The sequence below is a fragment of the Agrobacterium fabrum str. C58 genome (assembly GCF_000092025.1).
Taxonomy (GTDB): domain Bacteria; phylum Pseudomonadota; class Alphaproteobacteria; order Rhizobiales; family Rhizobiaceae; genus Agrobacterium; species Agrobacterium fabrum.
In genome coordinates, this window is record NC_003062.2 from 191,486 (window position 1) to 209,462 (window position 17,977).

At 58.6% G+C, this 17,977-nt stretch carries 15 protein-coding genes and 1 pseudogene; 7 read left to right on the forward strand and 9 right to left on the reverse strand.

All coding sequences use genetic code 11. The features are described from left to right. Window positions 1-28 precede the first annotated feature (28 nt). The 6 genes and pseudogenes from ATU_RS00900 (at window position 29) to ATU_RS00925 (ending at window position 8,099) form a co-directional block, all read left to right on the forward strand. On the forward strand, window positions 29-1,123 hold the full coding sequence (locus ATU_RS00900; protein WP_006310022.1) for a microcin C ABC transporter permease YejB: 1,095 nt from the start codon (window positions 29-31) through the stop codon (window positions 1,121-1,123). After that, window positions 1,123-2,268, forward strand: coding sequence for an ABC transporter permease (locus tag ATU_RS00905; protein WP_010970713.1), 1,146 nt, complete (start codon window positions 1,123-1,125; stop codon window positions 2,266-2,268). The genes ATU_RS00900 and ATU_RS00905 overlap by 1 nt, the downstream gene beginning before the upstream one ends. 5 nt (window positions 2,269-2,273) lie before the next feature. Further along, window positions 2,274-3,914, forward strand: coding sequence for an ABC transporter ATP-binding protein (locus tag ATU_RS00910; RefSeq protein ID WP_010970714.1), 1,641 nt, complete (start codon window positions 2,274-2,276; stop codon window positions 3,912-3,914). Window positions 3,915-4,013: 99 nt separating this feature from the next. Then, window positions 4,014-5,262: pseudogene (locus tag ATU_RS00915) on the forward strand (NAD(P)/FAD-dependent oxidoreductase). Between the two features lie 172 nt (window positions 5,263-5,434). Further along, window positions 5,435-6,796 (forward strand): glutamine synthetase family protein, encoded by a 1,362-nt coding sequence (locus ATU_RS00920; protein WP_035214563.1) that lies wholly within the window; start codon window positions 5,435-5,437, stop codon window positions 6,794-6,796. 1 nt (window position 6,797) lies between these two features. After that, window positions 6,798-8,099, forward strand: coding sequence for an NAD(P)/FAD-dependent oxidoreductase (locus tag ATU_RS00925; RefSeq protein ID WP_035256068.1), 1,302 nt, complete (start codon window positions 6,798-6,800; stop codon window positions 8,097-8,099). 99 nt (window positions 8,100-8,198) lie between these two features. Here the strand turns inward: ATU_RS00925 and ATU_RS00930 are convergent, their stop codons facing one another. From ATU_RS00930 to rirA, 7 genes are all read right to left on the reverse strand, one after another. After that, window positions 8,199-8,687, reverse strand: coding sequence for a gluconokinase (locus ATU_RS00930; RefSeq protein WP_035256071.1), 489 nt, complete (start codon window positions 8,685-8,687; stop codon window positions 8,199-8,201). Between the two features lie 108 nt (window positions 8,688-8,795). Continuing rightward, on the reverse strand, window positions 8,796-9,536 hold the full coding sequence (locus tag ATU_RS00935; protein ID WP_010970718.1) for an ABC transporter permease: 741 nt from the start codon (window positions 9,534-9,536) through the stop codon (window positions 8,796-8,798). Then, the gene (locus ATU_RS00940) at window positions 9,533-10,471 is read right to left on the reverse strand and encodes an ABC transporter ATP-binding protein (RefSeq protein WP_010970719.1); all 939 of its coding nucleotides are present in this window, start codon (window positions 10,469-10,471) and stop codon (window positions 9,533-9,535) included. The genes ATU_RS00935 and ATU_RS00940 overlap by 4 nt, the downstream gene beginning before the upstream one ends. Continuing rightward, window positions 10,468-11,634 (reverse strand): ABC transporter permease, encoded by a 1,167-nt coding sequence (locus ATU_RS00945; protein ID WP_035256075.1) that lies wholly within the window; start codon window positions 11,632-11,634, stop codon window positions 10,468-10,470. Before ATU_RS00945 ends, ATU_RS00940 begins: the two co-directional genes overlap by 4 nt. 83 nt (window positions 11,635-11,717) lie before the next feature. After that, window positions 11,718-12,629, reverse strand: a complete 912-nt coding sequence (gene osmF / locus ATU_RS00950; protein ID WP_010970721.1) for a glycine betaine ABC transporter substrate-binding protein OsmF — start codon at window positions 12,627-12,629, stop codon at window positions 11,718-11,720. A 150-nt stretch (window positions 12,630-12,779) separates the two neighbouring features. Beyond that, window positions 12,780-13,826 carry an AbrB family transcriptional regulator gene (locus ATU_RS00955; RefSeq protein ID WP_010970722.1) on the reverse strand — a complete coding sequence of 349 codons (1,047 nt, stop codon included), beginning with the start codon at window positions 13,824-13,826 and terminating at the stop codon, window positions 12,780-12,782. Window positions 13,827-13,994: 168 nt separating this feature from the next. Then, window positions 13,995-14,465, reverse strand: coding sequence for an iron-responsive transcriptional regulator RirA (gene rirA, locus ATU_RS00960; protein WP_006310047.1), 471 nt, complete (start codon window positions 14,463-14,465; stop codon window positions 13,995-13,997). Window positions 14,466-14,638: 173 nt separating this feature from the next. On the opposite strand from rirA, the gene ATU_RS00965 reads away from it, so the two are divergent. Continuing rightward, on the forward strand, window positions 14,639-15,688 hold the full coding sequence (locus tag ATU_RS00965; RefSeq protein ID WP_046033477.1) for a Fe(3+) ABC transporter substrate-binding protein: 1,050 nt from the start codon (window positions 14,639-14,641) through the stop codon (window positions 15,686-15,688). Between the two features lie 24 nt (window positions 15,689-15,712). On the opposite strand, the gene ATU_RS00970 is transcribed toward ATU_RS00965, so the two are convergent. Both ATU_RS00970 and ATU_RS00975 read right to left on the reverse strand, forming a co-directional pair. Further along, entirely contained in the window at window positions 15,713-16,783 is a 1,071-nt protein-coding gene (locus ATU_RS00970; protein ID WP_035256078.1) for a M48 family metallopeptidase, read from the reverse strand. After that, window positions 16,773-17,876, reverse strand: a complete 1,104-nt coding sequence (locus tag ATU_RS00975; RefSeq protein ID WP_010970725.1) for a YjgN family protein — start codon at window positions 17,874-17,876, stop codon at window positions 16,773-16,775. The genes ATU_RS00970 and ATU_RS00975 overlap by 11 nt, the downstream gene beginning before the upstream one ends. Between the last annotated feature and the right edge of the window lie 101 nt (window positions 17,877-17,977).

Below are 17,977 nucleotides of genomic sequence, written 5' to 3' on the forward strand. Positions count from 1 at the left end.
CTGGCGTAACGGCCGGGAGCAGAGGCTGATGGGCGCCTATATTCTCAGACGTCTGGCACTGATGATCCCGACGATCGTCGGCATCATGGGCATTTCGTTTCTCGTCATCCAGTTCGCGCCGGGCGGGCCGGTGGAACAGGTCGTGGCGCAGCTGACCGGGCAGGGCGACAGCGCCTCCGACCGGCTCTCGGGCGGCGGCGATCTCATGGGCCAGTCCGGTGGTTTCGATGAAAGCGGCTCGAAATATCGCGGCGCGCAGGGTCTTGATCCAGAGCTGATCAAGAAGCTCGAAAAACAGTTCGGCTTCGACAAGCCACCGCTCACCCGTTTTCTTGAAATGATGTGGAATTACATCCGCTTCGATTTCGGTGACAGCTTCTTCCGCAATTCCTCGGTCATCGATCTCATCATCGATAAGCTGCCGGTCTCGGCCTCCCTCGGCTTCTGGATCCTGATCATTTCCTATGTGATTTCCATTCCGCTCGGCATCAAGAAGGCCGTCTCCGATGGCTCGACCTTCGATGTCTGGACATCGGGCATCATCATCATCGGATATGCGGTGCCGAGCTTCCTGTTCGGTATCCTGCTAATCGTGCTTTTCGCCGGCGGATCATTCTTCGACTGGTTTCCGCTGCGCGGTCTGGTCTCGGATAATTTCGACCAGCTGAACTGGTGGCAGAAGATCATCGACTATTTCTGGCACCTGACCCTGCCGTTGATCGCGCTTTCGCTTTCGGCCTTCGCGACGACGACGCTACTCACCAAGAATTCCTTCATCGATGAGATCAAGAAGCAATATGTCGTCACCGCCCGCGCCAAGGGTCTCTCCGAACGCAAGGTTCTCTACGGCCATGTCTTCCGCAACGCGATGCTGATCGTGATCGCCGGTTTTCCGGGCGCCTTCATCTCGGCCTTCTTCACCGGTTCGCTGCTGATCGAAAATATCTTCTCGCTGGATGGTCTCGGTCGTCTCGGTTATCTCTCGGTGGTCAACCGGGATTATCCAATCGTCTTTGGCACGCTCTTCATCTTCTCGCTGATGGGCCTCGTGGTCGGACTACTATCCGACCTGATCTACACATGGATCGATCCGCGCATCGATTTCGAGCGGAGGGACGTGTGATGTCGCTTGCCCAGCCCGCCGGAACCGAAACGCTGGTAAAGCCGAAGCGCCCATGGTTTTCACCGACGACCAAGCGCCGCTGGCAGAATTTCAAGGCCAACCGCCGCGGTTATTGGTCCTTCTGGCTGTTCCTGATCCTGTTTTTCCTGAGCCTGATCGCTGAATTCATCGCCAATGACAAACCGATCCTCGCCTCCTACAAGGGCGAGATTCTCGTGCCGGTCATGGTCGATTATCCGGAAGAAAAATTTGGCGGTTTTCTTGCCCAGACCGATTACAAATCCTCCTTCATTCAGGATGAGATCAACGCCAATGGCTGGATGATCTGGCCGCCGATCCGTTATTCCTACCAGACTGTCAATTCCAATATTCCGCATTCGGCGCCCACGGCACCCTTCTGGCTGATGGATGAAAAGGAGCGCTGCTCGGCTTACCCGCAAGGCAATGCCGATCCCGGCTGTACGCTTGGCAATCTCAACTGGCTTGGAACGGACAATCAGGCGCGCGATGTCACGGCACGCATGATCTACGGTTTCCGCATCTCCGTGCTGTTCGGCCTGACACTGACTATCGCATCGGCCCTCGTCGGCGTCACGGCCGGCGCCATTCAGGGGTATTTCGGTGGCTGGACGGACCTGCTTTTGCAGCGTTTCATCGAAATCTGGTCGTCCATGCCGGTGCTTTATATCCTGCTGATTATCGCGGCCATTCTGCCGCCGGGCTTCTTCGTGCTGCTCGGCATCATGCTGTTGTTTTCATGGGTCGGCTTCGTCGGCATTGTCCGCGCCGAATTCCTGCGTGCCAGAAATTTCGAATATGTCCGTGCCGCCCGTGCGCTTGGCGTCGGCAATTGGACGATCATGTTCCGGCATCTTCTGCCCAATGCCATGGTGGCAACGCTGACATTTCTGCCGTTTATCCTCTCCGGTTCGATCACGACGCTCACCTCGCTCGATTTCCTCGGCTTCGGCATGCCGCCGGGATCGCCGTCTCTGGGTGAGATGATCGCGCAGGGCAAGAACAACCTTCAGGCCCCCTGGCTTGGCCTCACCGCCTTCTTCACCATGTCCATCATGCTCTCGCTATTGATCTTCGTGGGTGAAGCGGTGCGCGACGCCTTCGATCCACGCAAGACGTTCCGGTGATCGCCATGAAGGAAACAAATACCCAGCCGCTTCTTTCTGTCCGTGATCTCTCCGTCGCCTTCCATCAGGGTGGTGCAACCAGCGTCGCTGTCGATCACGTCTCCTTCGACCTGATGCCGGGCGAAGTCGTCGCACTCGTCGGCGAATCCGGTTCCGGCAAGTCGGTGACGGCGAATTCCATTCTCAAATTGCTGCCCTATCCGGCAGCGAGCCATCCCTCGGGTAAAATCCTGTTCGACGGCAAGGACATGTTGACCCTGCCGGAACGGGCGTTGCGTGCCGTGCGCGGCAACGACATCACCATGATCTTCCAGGAGCCGATGACCTCGCTCAACCCGCTCCACACCATCGAGCGGCAGATCGGCGAGATACTGGAGCTGCATCAGGCAATCACTGGTGCAGAGGCGCGCCAACGCACATTGGAACTGCTGTTGCAGGTCGGCATCCGCGAGCCGGAAAAGCGCCTGAAGGCCTATCCGCACGAATTGTCCGGTGGCCAGCGGCAGCGCGTGATGATCGCCATGGCGCTCGCCAACCGGCCGAAACTGCTGATCGCCGACGAGCCGACCACCGCGCTCGATGTGACGGTGCAGGCGCAGATCCTGGAACTGCTCGGTGATCTGAAAACGCAGCACGGCATGTCCATGCTGTTCATCACCCATGATCTCGGCATCGTCCGCAAATTTGCCGATCGCGTCTGCGTCATGACCAAGGGCAAGATCGTTGAAACCGGCACGGTGGAGCAGGTATTTACCGATCCGCAGCACGCCTATACCCGCCATTTGCTGGCAGCCGAACCGAAGGGTGAGCCGCCGCATTCCGATGCCAGCAAACCGGTGGTTATGCAGGGTGACGACATCAAGGTCTGGTTCCCCATCAAGGCGGGACTGATGCGCCGGGTGATCGACCATGTGAAGGCGGTTGATGGTATCGACATTACCCTGCGCGCCGGCCAGACCGTGGGCGTAGTGGGCGAATCCGGCTCCGGCAAGACGACGCTTGGTCTCGCTCTCTCGCGGCTGATTGCCTCGAAGGGTCGCATCAGCTTCATCGGCCAGTCGATCGACAGCTATTCCTATGAGATGATGAAGCCGCTCAGGAACCGGCTGCAGGTGGTTTTTCAGGATCCCTATGGTTCGCTCAGCCCGCGCATGTCGGTCGGCGAAATCATCGCCGAAGGCCTGAAGGTCCATGAGCGGTCTCTCTCCGCCGACGAGCGCGATACGCGGGTTGCCACGGCACTGGAAGAGGTGGGCCTCGATCCTGCCACCCGCTGGCGGTATCCGCATGAGTTTTCCGGCGGCCAGCGCCAGCGCATCGCGATTGCCCGCGCCATGGTGCTTAAACCCCGTTTCGTCATGCTGGACGAGCCTACATCCGCTCTCGATATGAGCGTGCAGGCGCAGGTGGTCGATCTGCTGCGCGATCTTCAGGCAAAGCATGAACTGGCCTACCTCTTCATCAGCCATGATCTGAGGGTGGTGAAGGCGCTCGCCAACGACCTGATCGTCATGCGCCACGGCAAGGTGGTGGAGAGCGGTCCGGCGGCTGAGATTTTCGCCAATCCGCAGCAGGATTACACCAAGGCACTGCTGGCAGCGGCCTTCAATATAGAGGCGGTGGAAACAAAGGCGGTCAGCCAGTAAGACACATCATCTTTCCATTAAGGCAATGATTTTTTGTTGCTTTGCGGAAAACGCCGACCCATGTTGTGGTCAGCGTGACATGGAAACGGATTGATTGCGATGGCAGCGGATGTGGTCGTTTTGGGAGCGGGGATCATCGGGGTCTCTGTCGCTTTGCAACTGGCCCGCAGGGGCAAATCGGTGGTGCTGTTGGACCGGCGCGGACCGGGCGAAGAGACCTCTTTCGGCAATGCCGGTCTGATCCAGAGAGAGGGCGTGGTGCCCTATGGCTTCCCGCAGGACCTTGCGCTGTTGCTGCGCTATTCACTGAACAACAGGATCGATGTCCGTTATCGCCTCTCGGCCCTGCCGAAGATTGCGCCTTTCCTTGGTCGCTACTGGTATAATTCCGCAGCCATCAGGCATGCCGCGATTGCCCGCGCCTATTCGCCGCTGATCGAGCACTCCGTGTCCGAGCACAATATCCTCATCGATGAGGCGAAAGCCGCCGATCTGATCGTCAAAAATGGCTGGATGGAGGCCTATAGAACCGCCGAGAGGCGGGACGCTGACTATGCTTTTGCTGAGCGTCTTTCGCGCGAGCACGGCATTTCCCATACGAAACTAGACGCTGAAGAGCTGGCAACGGCAGAACCGCATCTCAGTCGTAATTTCGCCGGCGGCCTGAAATGGAATGATCCCTGGTCAGTACGAGATCCGCACGCGCTGACGCTTGCTTATGTCAAACTGTTCGAAAGCCTCGGTGGAACCCTTTGTCCGGGGCGATGCCTCCACCCTCAGCCAGACGACAAGCGGCTGGACAGTGCGTACCGAGACGGGGGCGGTGGAGGCCGAGCAGGCCGTTGTGGCACTTGGCCCCTGGGCGGACGCGGTGACGGAAAGGCTGGGCTATCGCTTCCCGCTTGGCGTCAAGCGCGGCTATCATATGCATTATGCGCCGCAGGAAGGCACAAAGCTTAACAACTGGCTGATCGATGCCGAGCGGGGATATTTCCTGGCGCCGATGCGCAAGGGCATCCGCCTGACAACCGGTGCCGAATTTGCCGAACGCGATGCACCGAAATCCCCCGTGCAGATCGAGCGGGCGGAACGGGTTGCCCGCACAGTCTTTCCCCTTGGCGGCCGGCTGGATGCGGAACCTTGGATGGGTGCCAGGCCCTGCACGCCGGATATGATGCCGATCATCGGCAAGGCGCCGCGCCACAGAACGTTGTGGTTCGCCTTCGGGCACGCCCATCACGGACTGACGCTTGGGCCGATCACCGGCCGTGTTCTGGCGGAAACCATGCTGGGAGAAGCGCCTGTTATCGCTATCGATGCCTATCGTCCGGAAAGGTTCAATCCCTGATAGCCGAATCCGCTGGCCTTCCTGTGACAGCCCACGTAACATGATCATATACAAAGGGGAAAAGGGGCAAACGTCATCATGGTGGCGAGGTTTCTCATCTATCAGCAGCAGGACGACTTTCGTTAGCGAAACTCGCTGCGCATGAAACGAGATGGAAACGGCTTGCTGGTGCATAATGTATGATATTGAAAACGCAAAGAAATTTTTCGCTGATAATCCCGATATCGAAATTCTCGAAGCTTTCGTCATAGATGCGAACGGCGTTCCGCGCGGTAAATGGATTCCGCGTGAGAGAGCAATTGACGTGCTTGAAAAGGGAATGGCGATCCCGCGATCCGTTTATGCGCTGGATATCTGGGGCCGGGATGTGCACGCCGCAGGTCTCGCCGAAGGCACGGGTGATCCTGATGGTTTTTGTTTCCCCGTTCCCGGTACGCTGTCACGGGTAACATGGCTTGGCCGGCCGACGGCGCAGGTTCTGCTGGCGATGAAAAACGCGGATGGGACCGGATTTTATGGTGATCCGCGCCATGTTCTGTCGCAGGTTCTGAACGCCTATAAAAAGGCTGGCCTCACGCCGGTCGTGGCGACCGAACTGGAATTCTACCTCATCGATCCCGTCCGCTCGGCGCTTGACCCGGTGCGCCCGCCGCACAGCCGCGAAGGTCGCTGGCACACCGGCCAGACGCAGGTTCTATCGATTTCCGAATTGCAGGATTTCGAGGATGTCTTCCATGATATCGCGACAGCCTGCCGCGCCCAGGGTGTGCTTGCAGATACGACGCTGCGGGAAAATGGCCCCGGGCAATATGAGATCAACCTCAACCACGTGCCGGATGCCCTGCAGGCCGCCGATTTTGCCGTCTTCCTGAAACGCATCGTCAAAGGTGTGGCGCGACGGCACGAACTCGACGCCACCTTCATGGCCAAGCCCTATGGGCTGCAGGCCGGCAACGGCATGCATGTGCATTTTTCCGTTCTCGACAGGGACGGCAGGAATATCTACGCCGGGGAAAACGGTCCGTCGGATGCGCTGATGCACTCGGTCGGCGGCCTGTTGGAAAACATGGGGGAGAGCATGGCGATCTTCGCTCCCCATGCCAATTCCTATCGCCGCCTCACCCCAAGCGAACACGCGCCGACCTACGCTTCGTGGGGTATCGACAACCGCTCGGCGGCGGTCCGCGTCATCGTGGCCAGCAAGGCGGCAACCCGCATCGAACACCGCGTCGCCGGCGCCGACACCAATCCCTACCTGGTCCTCGCGATGATCCTCAGCGCCGCTATCGCCGGCATGAAGGAGAAGCGCCAGCCCGGCGGCGCGATTGCCGGTGACAGCCACGCGATCAATCACGAACCGCTTCCCACCAACTGGGACTATGCATTGCAGCGCTTCACGCGTTCGAGCTTTGCCTATGCGACGCTCGGCCAGAAGTACCGCACGCTGTTTTCCGCCTGCAAGCAGCAGGAGCTTTCCGAATTTTCCCTGCGTGTAACCGACGTCGAATATGACGCCTATATCAGGACGGTGTGAGATGGCTGAGGTAACGAACATTCCCAATCCCGGCCACACATCGTCGTGGTATGCGGCCTCCGCCAATGTCAAATCCGTGCGACCGACGCTTGAGGGCGCGCTGGAGGCCGATGTCTGCATCATCGGCGGCGGTTTCACCGGCATTTCAGCCGCGCTGGAACTCAGTGAACGCGGTTATGCCGTCATCGTTCTGGAAGGCGTTAGGGTCGGCTTCGGCGCTTCCGGCCGCAATGGCGGCCAGATCGTCAACGGCTATAGCCGTGATCTCGAAACCATCGCCCGACGTTACGGCCACGAAAAGGCGGTGAAGCTCGGAGAAATGTCGCTGGAGGGCGGGACGATCATCCGCAGCCGTGTCGCCAAATACGGCATCGACTGCGATCTGGTCGACGGCGGCTTCTTCGCCGCCTTTACGCCGAAGCAGATCCGCGAAATGGAAGCGCACAAAGCCCATTGGGAAAAACACGGCCATGGCGGTCTGGAAATGGTCTCCGAGGCGGATGTCGGCCAATATGTGAAGACGAACCGTTATGCCGGCGGCATGATCGACCGCTTCGGTGGTCACATCCACCCGCTTAATCTGGTGCAGGGCGAAGCGGCGGCGGCTGAAAGCCTGGGAGCCCGCATATTCGAGAATTCGCGCGTCATCGCGGTGGAGCAGGGCGCCAATCCCATCGTGCGCACGGCAATGGGCAGCGTGAAGGCGAAATACGTTCTCGTCTGCGGTAATGCCTATCTCGGCACTTTGCTGCCGGAAATCGGCGAGCGGATGATGCCGGTCTCAAGCCAGGTCATGGCGACGGAGCCGCTCGATGCCGACCTTATCGAGGCCCTTCTGCCCGCCAATTATTGCGTCGAGGATGCGAATTACATTCTTGATTATTACCGCCGCACCTCGGATAACCGCCTGCTTTATGGCGGCGGTATAGGGTACGGCGGCAGTGACCCGGCCGATCTGACGGGTGTGATCCGGCCGAACATGCTGAAGACCTTTCCGCAGCTGGAAAAGACCAAGATCGAATTCGCCTGGAGTGGCAACTTCGCACTGACGCTCACGCGCATCCCGCATATGGGCAGGCTCTCGGATAATATCTATTTCTCACACGGCGACAGCGGCCATGGGGTCACGACCACCCATCTGCTCGGCAAGATATTGGGCGAGGCCGTTGCCGGCCACGCCGAACGTTTCGATATCTGGAGCTCGCTGCCGAACTACCCGTTCCCCGGCGGCAAGACGTTCCGCGTGCCGCTGACCATGCTTGGTGCATGGTGGTACGGTTTGAGGGACAAGCTCGGACTCTAGAGCATTTCCAGTAAAACTGCGTAGCGGTTTACGTCCGGACAATAAGATAAAACAAAGAGATAGAGCGCGTCTCCCGCTTCCGTTTAGACCGGACGTGCTCTAGAATTTTAGCGTCTTCAGGCCAGCCAGCGCATTCGCTACGATCTCCTCAGGTGTGGAATCGATGCTGACCGTGACGACACCCGGTTCCCCGGTCGGCACTTCCAGCGTGGCAAGCTGGGTCTGAAGCAGCGAGAGCGGCATGAAATGACCCTTGCGTTCACCCATGCGCCGGCTGAGAAGCTCCAGGCTGCCATCAAGATAAACGAAGGCGAGTGGGCCACCGGTCGCCTCACGAAGGCGGTCGCGATAGATTTTCTTGAGGGCGGAGCAGGAAACCAAAACGCCCTTGCCTTCACTGCCATTGCGCAGTTCCGCGCCGATCAGATCGAGCCATGGCCAGCGGTCGTCGTCGGTCAGCGGAATGCCTTCCGACATCTTGTCGACATTGGATTTCGGGTGCAGCTTGTCGCCTTCAATGAAGGCGATACCCAGCTTCTCCGCCAGTCCCTCTGCGACCGTGGACTTGCCGGAGCCGCTCACTCCCATCACGACGATTGCCTGTGTCACCCGAACCTCTGATGTTTCTGTTTCGACGGTCAGCCCCTACCATGTGCGGCGGGTGCCGGGAACCTTAAATTTGGACGGCTCCGCATGTCAGTGTCCGGTTTTGCGGGCTGCGGATCTTTCCAGTGCGGAAAAGCCAGCGTGGATCAGGATCGCCAGTGCAGCAACGATCAAACCGCCCTGGAGAATGAAGGCGAGATTGTTGGATTGCAGGCCGGCGATGATCACTTCGCCGAGCGTGCGGGCGGCAACCGTGGACCCAATGGTCGCGGTGGAAAGGCTGATGACCGCCGACAGCCTGACGCCGGCGAGAATGGCCGGAAGGGCAAGCGGCAGCTCCACTTTGGTGAGCCGTTGCCAGCCGGTCATACCGCTGCCTCTGGCGGCATCCATCACCGTGGCGGGCAGGGTTGTCAGCCCGGTCAGCGTATTTTCGAACACCGGCAGAAGTGCATAGAGAAACAGGGCGATGAGCGTGGGTTTCTCGCCAAAGCCGATCATCGGCACGGCCAGCGCCAACACCGCCACCGGCGGAAAGGTCTGGCCGATATTGACGATGCTGCGCGACAGCGGCAGGAAATCCGCCCCGAAAGGCCGGGTGACGAGAACCGCAAGCGCCCCTGCCGTGAGCGTGGCGAGGCCGGTCGCGATCGCAACGATGGTCAGATGCGACAGCGTCAGGGAAAAGAGATTGGCCTGCGTGTAGATGGCCGGCGCATTGGCCTGCACGAGAGGGCGGAAGATCGGTGCGAAGATTTGCGGCGCGGCAAGAAAAATGATCAGCGCCAGCACCAGAAGCCCGAGAGAGAGAAAAGAGAAGGCGTTTTTCATGGGGCGCCAGTGGCACGCTGAAGGAGAACATCACGCCGCACCCGGCCAATGGGTTGCCCATCGTCCTTTATGACAGGCAAGACATCGCGACCCGCCCATAACATGGCCGACAGGGCATCGCGCTGGCTGGTGCCTTCGGTGAGCGGCGCACCTTCTGCACTTCCCGGCTCCACGATGTCGGCGACGGTCAGAACCGAAAGCAGTTTCAACGCGCGTTCGTTTTCGCCAATCATGGTGCGGACGAAATCCGTCGCCGGTTTCAGCACCAGCTCGGCCGGCGGGCAATCCTGCACGATGCGGCCCTTGTCCATCACGGCAATGCGATCCGCCAGATGGAAAGCCTCGTCCATGTCGTGCGTGACGAGGACGATGGTAACACCGAGTTTCTTCTGGATATCGAGAAGGTCGTTCTGGGCCTTGGCGCGGATCACCGGGTCCAGCGCGCCGAAGGGTTCGTCCATCAGGAGAATGTTTGGTTCCGCGGCCAGTGCACGGGCCACGCCGACACGCTGCTGCTGGCCGCCGGAAAGCTCATGCGGAAAACGATCCGCATAAAGCGCGGGATCAAGCTGGAACAGATGCATGAGCGCATCGATCTTGGCCTTGATGCGCTGGCGATCCCAACCGATCAGCTGCGGCACGGTCGCGATATTTTCCGCCACGGTTCGATGCGGAAACAGCCCATGCCCCTGGATGGCGTAGCCGATCTGGCGGCGCAGTTTGAAACCAGGAATGGCGCTGATGTCTTCGCCGTCGATGCGGATCGTGCCGGAGGTCGGTTCCACAAGCCGGTTGATCATGCGCAGCAGGGTGGTTTTCCCCGATCCTGATGTGCCGACGATGACGGTGACGGTACGCGGCGCGACGGTCAGCGAGACCTGGTCCACAACGGTCGTATCGCCATATCGTTTCGTGATGGTGTCGATTTCGATCATGGCTTCTGCCTTCCGCCTGCGCTGAAGAGATTGCTGTCTATGAGGGCGTCGAGTGTGATCGCGGCGGCAAAGCCGAGGAGAACGGTCGGCACGGTGCCGAGCAGCACGAGGTCCATGGCCGTCTGCCCGATGCCCTGAAACACGAAAACGCCAAAACCGCCGCCGCCGATCAGGGCGGCGATTGTCGCGAGCCCGATATTCTGCACCAGCACGATGCGGATGCCGGTGAGGATGACCGGCATGGCGAGCGGAAATTCCACCCGCAGCAAACGCTGGACCGGTGTCATGCCAAGCCCACGCGCCGCTTCCCGGATCGCGTGGGAAACGCCGGCAAGACCGACCACCGTGTTGGAAACGACCGGCAGCAGCGAATAGAGAAACAGCGCCACGAAAGCCGGCGCCATGCCGATGCCGGCAATGCCGATCCTCGCCGCGCCCGGAACGGTGGCCGCAATCCATCCGAGCGGCGCGATCAGAAGCCCGAACAGCGCGATGGAGGGAATGGTCTGGACGATGTTGAGACTGTTCAGGACGCCTGCCCGCAGCCGCTCGACCTTGTAACAGAGGATGCCCAGCGGAATGCCCGCGACGGTCGCGGCGATCAGCGACCCGATGGCGAGCTCCACATGCCGCACCGCCTCGATCCAGAATATGTCGGCTCGGCCGGTATATTCCTTGATGATGGAGAGATCGTTCCAGAGGCCGCTTGCCAATATCGCGGAAAGCGCCGCTATCGCCAGGAGCAACAGCAAGATCCGGATGGCGGGTTTGGGCTCCAGACGCGCGATACAATCCGTGGCGAGCAAAGCGAGCCCAACAAAGAGGAACCAGAAACCGCTGGACGGCGAAACCCGGGCAAAACTATTCCCGTCCGGCGTGAGAAAGGAGGCCGCCTGTCCGACGAAAACTGCGAGCGCCGCGAGACCGGCCAGCGCCGCTGCGAGTTTCAACCACGCGGGAAAGCGGAAAAAGGCGAAGAAGACCGCAAGAAGAATGATGGCTGCAAGGAGCGTCGCGGCCGCTGATGGAAGGGCCTCAAAGATCGTTCGTGTTTCCCCCTGAACGATCCTGTTGGCGCGAAACGTCATGAATGGCGACGCAAAAAGTGCATAAAGAAGCAGGCACGAAATCAGCACGCCCACCTTGTCAGGCCATTTCGTCAAATCCTGCTCCCCTGTCTCCTGGGTTGGGATCGGATGATGAGAGCGCTTCCGTTCTCATGATCCTCTTCCCGCGCCATGAGCCCCTACTTGGCGAAACCGTTCTTTGTCAGGAAGTCCATCGCCACCGTCTTCGCCTGCTCGCCGCCCACCTGCACGCGGGCATTCAGATCCTGCAGGGTTGCGAGATCAAGCTTTTCGAACACGGGCTTCAGCAGCTCCTCGATATTGGGGTGCTTTTTCAAAACCTCTTCGCGAATGATCGGCGCGGGCTGATAGACCGGCTGCACATGCTTGTCGTCTTCCAGAACCACAAGGCCGGAAGGGGCAATGCCGCCATCCGTGCCATAGACCATGGCGGCATTGGCATTGTTCGTCTGGTTCGCGGCGGCGGCGATCGTCGCCGCGGTGTCACCACCGGAAAGCGTGATCAGCTGATCCGGCTTCATGGTGAAACCATAGGTCGTCTGAAAGGCGGGCAGAGCAGCGGCGGAATTGACGAATTCGGAGGAAGCAGCGAGAACGACCGTGCCGCCACCGGCGACATATTTGCCGAAGTCGGAAAGCGTCTTGAGATTGTTCTTGTCGGCGACATCCTTGCGCAGCGCGATCGCCCAGGTGTTGTTGGCAGGCGAGGGCGCAAGCCAGACAATCTTGTTGGCGTCATAGTCGAGTGTTTTTGCCTCTTCATAGCCTTTGGCGGCATCCTTCCAGAGCGGGTCATCCGCCTTGGAGAAAAAGAAGGCGGCATTGCCGGTATATTCCGGATAGATGTCGATCTCGCCCGCGGTGATCGCTTTTCTTACGACCGGGGTAGCGCCGAGCTGGATGCGATCCGTCGTCTCGATCTTGTTCTGGTTGAGAACGGCGAGAATGATGTTGCCGAGAACGCCGCCCTCGGTGTCGATCTTCGATGACACCACCACCTGCGCCTGAGCGATGGAAACAGAAAAGGCAAGCGCAAGTCCGGCGCCCGTCAACGTCATCAAGCGGTTCATGAATAGTCCTCCGGTGGGTCAGCCTGCCGAACAGGCGAAAAATCGCCGCCGCAATTGCGGCGAAGTATCAACGGCCGGAAGAAAAAAAGGTTGCACGCCATCCGCATTTTTGCGTCGATGGCTCCTGTCGGCACGGATGGCCAGTGTTCGTCAGGTGTCGCCGTCCCGTTTGCGCGCATCTTTGCCCATGACGAGGGGCATCAGCACGGACAAGAAGAGAAGCCGGATGACATGATGCGAACCGACATAGGCGGTATCGGCATGCATCATCACCGCCATGGCCGCCATGGTTTCGAGACCGCCCGGCGCATAGGCGATCATGACGGCATTGAGCGGAACACCTGTCACGCGTGAAATCAGCCAGGCAATGGTGCCTGCAATCACCATCACGGCAATGGTGACCACGAAGCCGGCCAGAAAGCCCTTGCGCACTTCCATCAGCGAGACATTCGAAAAGCGCGTGCCGATGAGGCAGCCGATCAGCACATAGACCGGCAGGCTGAGCCAGCTGGGCACGCCACCTTCGGTGAGGCCGGTAATATGTGTGCCGATGGAGATCGCAACGCCACCAAGCAACAGGGCGGCGGGAAATTTCCAGCGCAGGAAAAGCCATCCAGTCAGAAGCGAGGCGGCGATGGTGAGCGCCAGCGTAAAAAAGCCCATTGGCGGGTTTGTGATCAAGGGTTCCGTGCTGACCAGATCGAAATATTCGACGATCAGCGGCACGGAAAGCGTTAGCGCCAGCACGCGCACGCTCTGCACAATGCTGACGGTCGCAAGGTCGCTTTTCGTCTCGGCACCGAGGCTGATGATGTAGCTGAGATGGCCGGGGGAAGCGCCGAGCATCGCCGTTGTCCGGTCGTAACCGAAACCGTAATGCAGGATCCAGTAAGCGACGTAGAGCATGATCACGACGGCGACGAGCACGACGATGAAACTCAATGGCCATGTCTTTGCGGCATCGATAACCGAAGGCGTGACACTCGTTCCCATGGAAATGCCGACGACGACGAAACAGGCGTTGCGGATGAAGGCGGGAATTCCGAGCTTGACACCCGCCAGTCCGGTGATGGTTACCGCGAGCGCCGGTCCCGAAAGAAAGGGGGCGGGAATATGCAGCAGGCTGGCAAGCAGTGCGCCCATGCTGCCGACAAGGGCGGTAAGCGCAAATGTATGGAACTCAGGCTTGATGATCATTGCGACGCTGGTTGGTTGCTTGAAAAAGCTCGCGACCAAATGCGCCGCTTCCTTCCGCGACGTCAACACGCGGGACTAAAAATATTATATTTCCTGCACATTCGATAAAAGAAAAGCCCGTGACTTGTGGCCACGGGCTTGGCAATTGCCGGATAAATTATGGAACGATCAGGCTGCCGGAAGTGCGGCAATCTTCGGCATTTCCGTATCGATCCCGAGCAGGAAGTTGATCTGCGGGCGCGCCTTGACGAGATCATCGATCGAATATTCCGCCAGTACATCAAAGAAGGCATTCAGCGCCTTGCGCAGCGCCGAGTTCAGGCCGCAGCTGTCCACGAGCGGACATTCCACGGCGCCGTCCTCAAAGCACTCAGCCATGGCGAAGCTGTCTTCGGTTACACGAACGACGTCAAACAGGCTGATTTTTTCGGCAGGTTTGCCAAGGCGCACGCCGCCATTGCGGCCACGCACGGTTTCCACGAGGCCCGCCTTGTTGAGCGGCTGCAGGATCTTGAAAAGGAACAGCTCAGATACGCCGTAAGCCCTGGCGATCTCCGGAATGCGGCTCAACTTGCCTTCATTCGCAGCGCAATACATCAACATGCGAACGGCATAGTTGGTCTGTTTGGTCAAACGCATGCTGGTCTCCTAACTCTCAATGTGGAGTTATATAGTCTCTTTTTCAGTTTAGAACAATTCCAGAAACTGAAAAAACTGGCATCCATCCGATATTTCTCGAACAGCCTTGTTGACCGCCCTCATGATTCATGAACAAACAAGTCAAGAATCGGAATGTAATGGAGGCATTCATAATGGCAAGCTTGAAATCACGCTTTTCCGCTGCCGTTTTTTCAGGGCTGACGATCCTTTCCCTCGCGCCCGCCGCTCTGGCAGAGGGGGAGGTTAACGTCTATTCCTATCGCCAACCTGAACTGATCCAGCCGCTGCTCGATGCCTTCACCAAGGAAACCGGGATCGAGACGAACGTCCTCTTTCTCGACAAGGGGCTGGTGGAACGCATCCAGGCAGAGGGCGTCAACTCACCTGCGGATGTGCTGCTGACGGTCGATATCGCCCGTCTCGTCGAGGCGAAAGAGGGCAAGGTCACGCAGCCGGTTCTGGCTGATCCTGTCATCGAAAAGGATATTCCCGCCAATCTGCGTGATCCGGAGGGCGAATGGTTTGGCCTCACGACCCGCGGCCGGGTTGTCTATGCTTCGAAGGAGCGGGTGACCCAGAAGGATATTACCTATGAAGAGCTTGCCGACCCGAAATGGAAGGGCAAGATCTGCATCCGCGATGGTCAGCACTCCTACAATATCGCGCTGATTGCCTCGATGATCGCCCATCACGGCGTCGATTATACACGCACATGGCTGACGGGCCTGAAGAATAATCTCGCCCGCAAGCCTGATGGAACCGACCGCAGCCAGGCGAAATCGATCTTTTCCGGCGAATGCGATATCGCGCTCGGCAATACCTATTATGTCGGCTTGATGCTGACCAATGATCAGGAACCGGACGAAAAAATATGGGCGGGTTCGGTGCGGGTAATCTTCCCCAATGCTGGCGATCGCGGCACGCATGTGAATATTTCCGGCATGGCCCTGACAAAATATGCGCCCAACAGGGACAATGCGCTGAAGCTGATGGAATTCCTGGCCTCGCGGGAGGCACAGGAAATCTACGCCAAGCAGGTCTTCGAATATCCGGTACTGTCGGGTGCGGAGCCGTCCGACGTCGTTAAAGGGTTCGGCCCCATCAATCCTGACAAGCTGCCGCTGACGGACATTGCCGCTCATCGCAAACAGGCTTCAGAGCTGGTGGACGAAGTGGGTTTCAACGACGGCCCGACCAACTGACGCCGTTTTCGCAATACCGGCGGGTCAATTGCCCGCCGGCTTGTTATCCAGTGACGCATTGTAATCAATGATAGCCTTGCGCCTTTGCGGCGTTCCGGGGTGGGTAGAGATGATGCTGGTGCCGCCCTTGTCGCCGAGTTTTTCCTCCAGCAGCGCAAAGAAACGTTCGATGGCGGTGGGGTCTAGATCGGCCTTTCGCATCAGCTCGACTGAGCGCTGATCCGCCTGCCGCTCGGCATCGCGTGAATGCGAGAGCGCCAGAAGACCGCCGCCCTGGGTGAGAATATCTTCCATGGCCGAACCGACATCGCCGGCAATGAGCATGACAAGACCGGCGACGCCGGCGGCGCGATAAAGCTGCCGCAGGCTGTGTTCATATTCCACATGGCCGATTTCATGCGCGAGAACCCCGATAATCATTTGTCTGTCGCCGCCTGCCAGCTCGACCAGTTCATCCGTCAAGACCAGCGTCCCGTCCGGCAGCGCGAAGGCATTGGGGCCGATATAACCGCCTTTGCGGAAATTCAGCTTGTAGTCCTCAGGCGAACCTTCCGCATGGGCGGCAATCCGGGAAAATTGCACGCGGATGGCATTCTGCTCTTCCAGTGGCAACTCGCTCGCGGAGAAGACCGTTTGATCCAAAGCCTGCATGGTACTGGCCGACATGATTTTTGGAACGATTGGCGGGGTCATGGCAACCGCCAGTTCCACCACAGCCGGAAGCGCCAGCTTGTAGGTGCCATAAGCCAGAAGAACGGCTGCGGCGGTGATGCCGATCAGCCTGGGGCGGAATTGCTCCAGCCGGTGCACAAATCCCGCGCGTTTGGGGAGGTATAGACCGAGCAGACGGTCAACGCCCTCATTGTCGCTTGTTTCGAACAATGACCCATCGGGAAAATGAATCTCTCGCGGAATGGTACCCACGCGGTGGCTGATCTCCACCGCTTTTATCTCGGCCTTGGTTATGACGTGATTGTCTTTTGCGTCAAGAACGAGAAGGAGCGTGCCGCCGTGCCTCAGCCTGGCGGCACTGGAAAGGTTAGAGCGTGCGGCATACCATTCTCCAGAAACGGTTTCTCGGGGATCAGAAGCCAAATTCGAAACCTTCCATATCCATATATTCGGCGCTGACGGCCGCACCCGTCGCTTCCATCGAGGAGAGAACCTCCCCCATATCGCCCTTGAAGCTGATCCCCATCCGCTCAACCGCATATTGCGCTTCGCGCACTGCCGCCCATGGTCGCATAAGGCCGAAGGTGAAGATCGTAACGATCAAGTTGGAGAAGACAATCCAGAGGTAGCGGCCCCGATGAAGGTCGCTATGCAATTCGTGCTTTCCGTCAAGCAGCGTGGAAGACACAACTACATTACGAACACCAGCTTTGTACACGGTACTGGCGAAACCATAGATGAGCATTGCCACGAGGAGGTTGATCAAGATTTGGCCCAGACCAAATAGTGTAACTATCTCATAATTTTCTGGAGCAGTCGCAAGTTCGCGCGATCCTATTCCGGCAGCCTGCACCAAAACCATAGCGAGAAATATCAAGAGGAAAACCGCAAGCACGCCTCCAACCACCACGAGCAAAGCGGGGATGATCCAGGCACGGTAGAGTGCGCCAATCTTCGGATCAGTGCTAAATCGTCGATCGCCATAATGCAGGTTGCTGACGATATAGCGGTTTGCCCAGCGGCTCGCCAAAGGCGCCAGAATACCTATGGAAAGGAGCGCAACGAAACTGCCAAGCAGGATGGAGACGAAAGCGCCCCAGGCGGTGCCGACGAAATCAAACCGGACATTACGGTAGCTGGTCACTCGCGCGTTAAAACGAATGCTACGCGTGATCACCCAAGGGAGAAAGATTAAGAGCAGGATCGTCGGCGCGAAGACTAGAAATGGATGGATGAGGCCGACGAGTTGCGAAAAGACGATGAAGGCAAAGGCAATCAGCCGCCCCTTGAAGATTTGTCCGCCGGTGGCGTGATAACCGAAGGCGCGGCCAGCCAATAGGGTATTACCATTGAAGTAGCGCTTTCGGCGCACCTTGGCCCACGCGGAATAGATACCCAATGTCATGATCGTCAGAAGGATATTGACGATCCAGATGCCGAAATATTCCTTCGCATTTCCATTGAAAGAGCCGCGTTCAATTGCGTGCCGGTCGGCACTGACAGAGATGTCGTTCATAAAGCCCCCTTGACACGCATACTCCGGGTCTAGCGAGTTTTACAAACACTAGATGGCCCGTGTTGCAGCATCCCCGCCATGCCACGATGCATGTTGTAGAA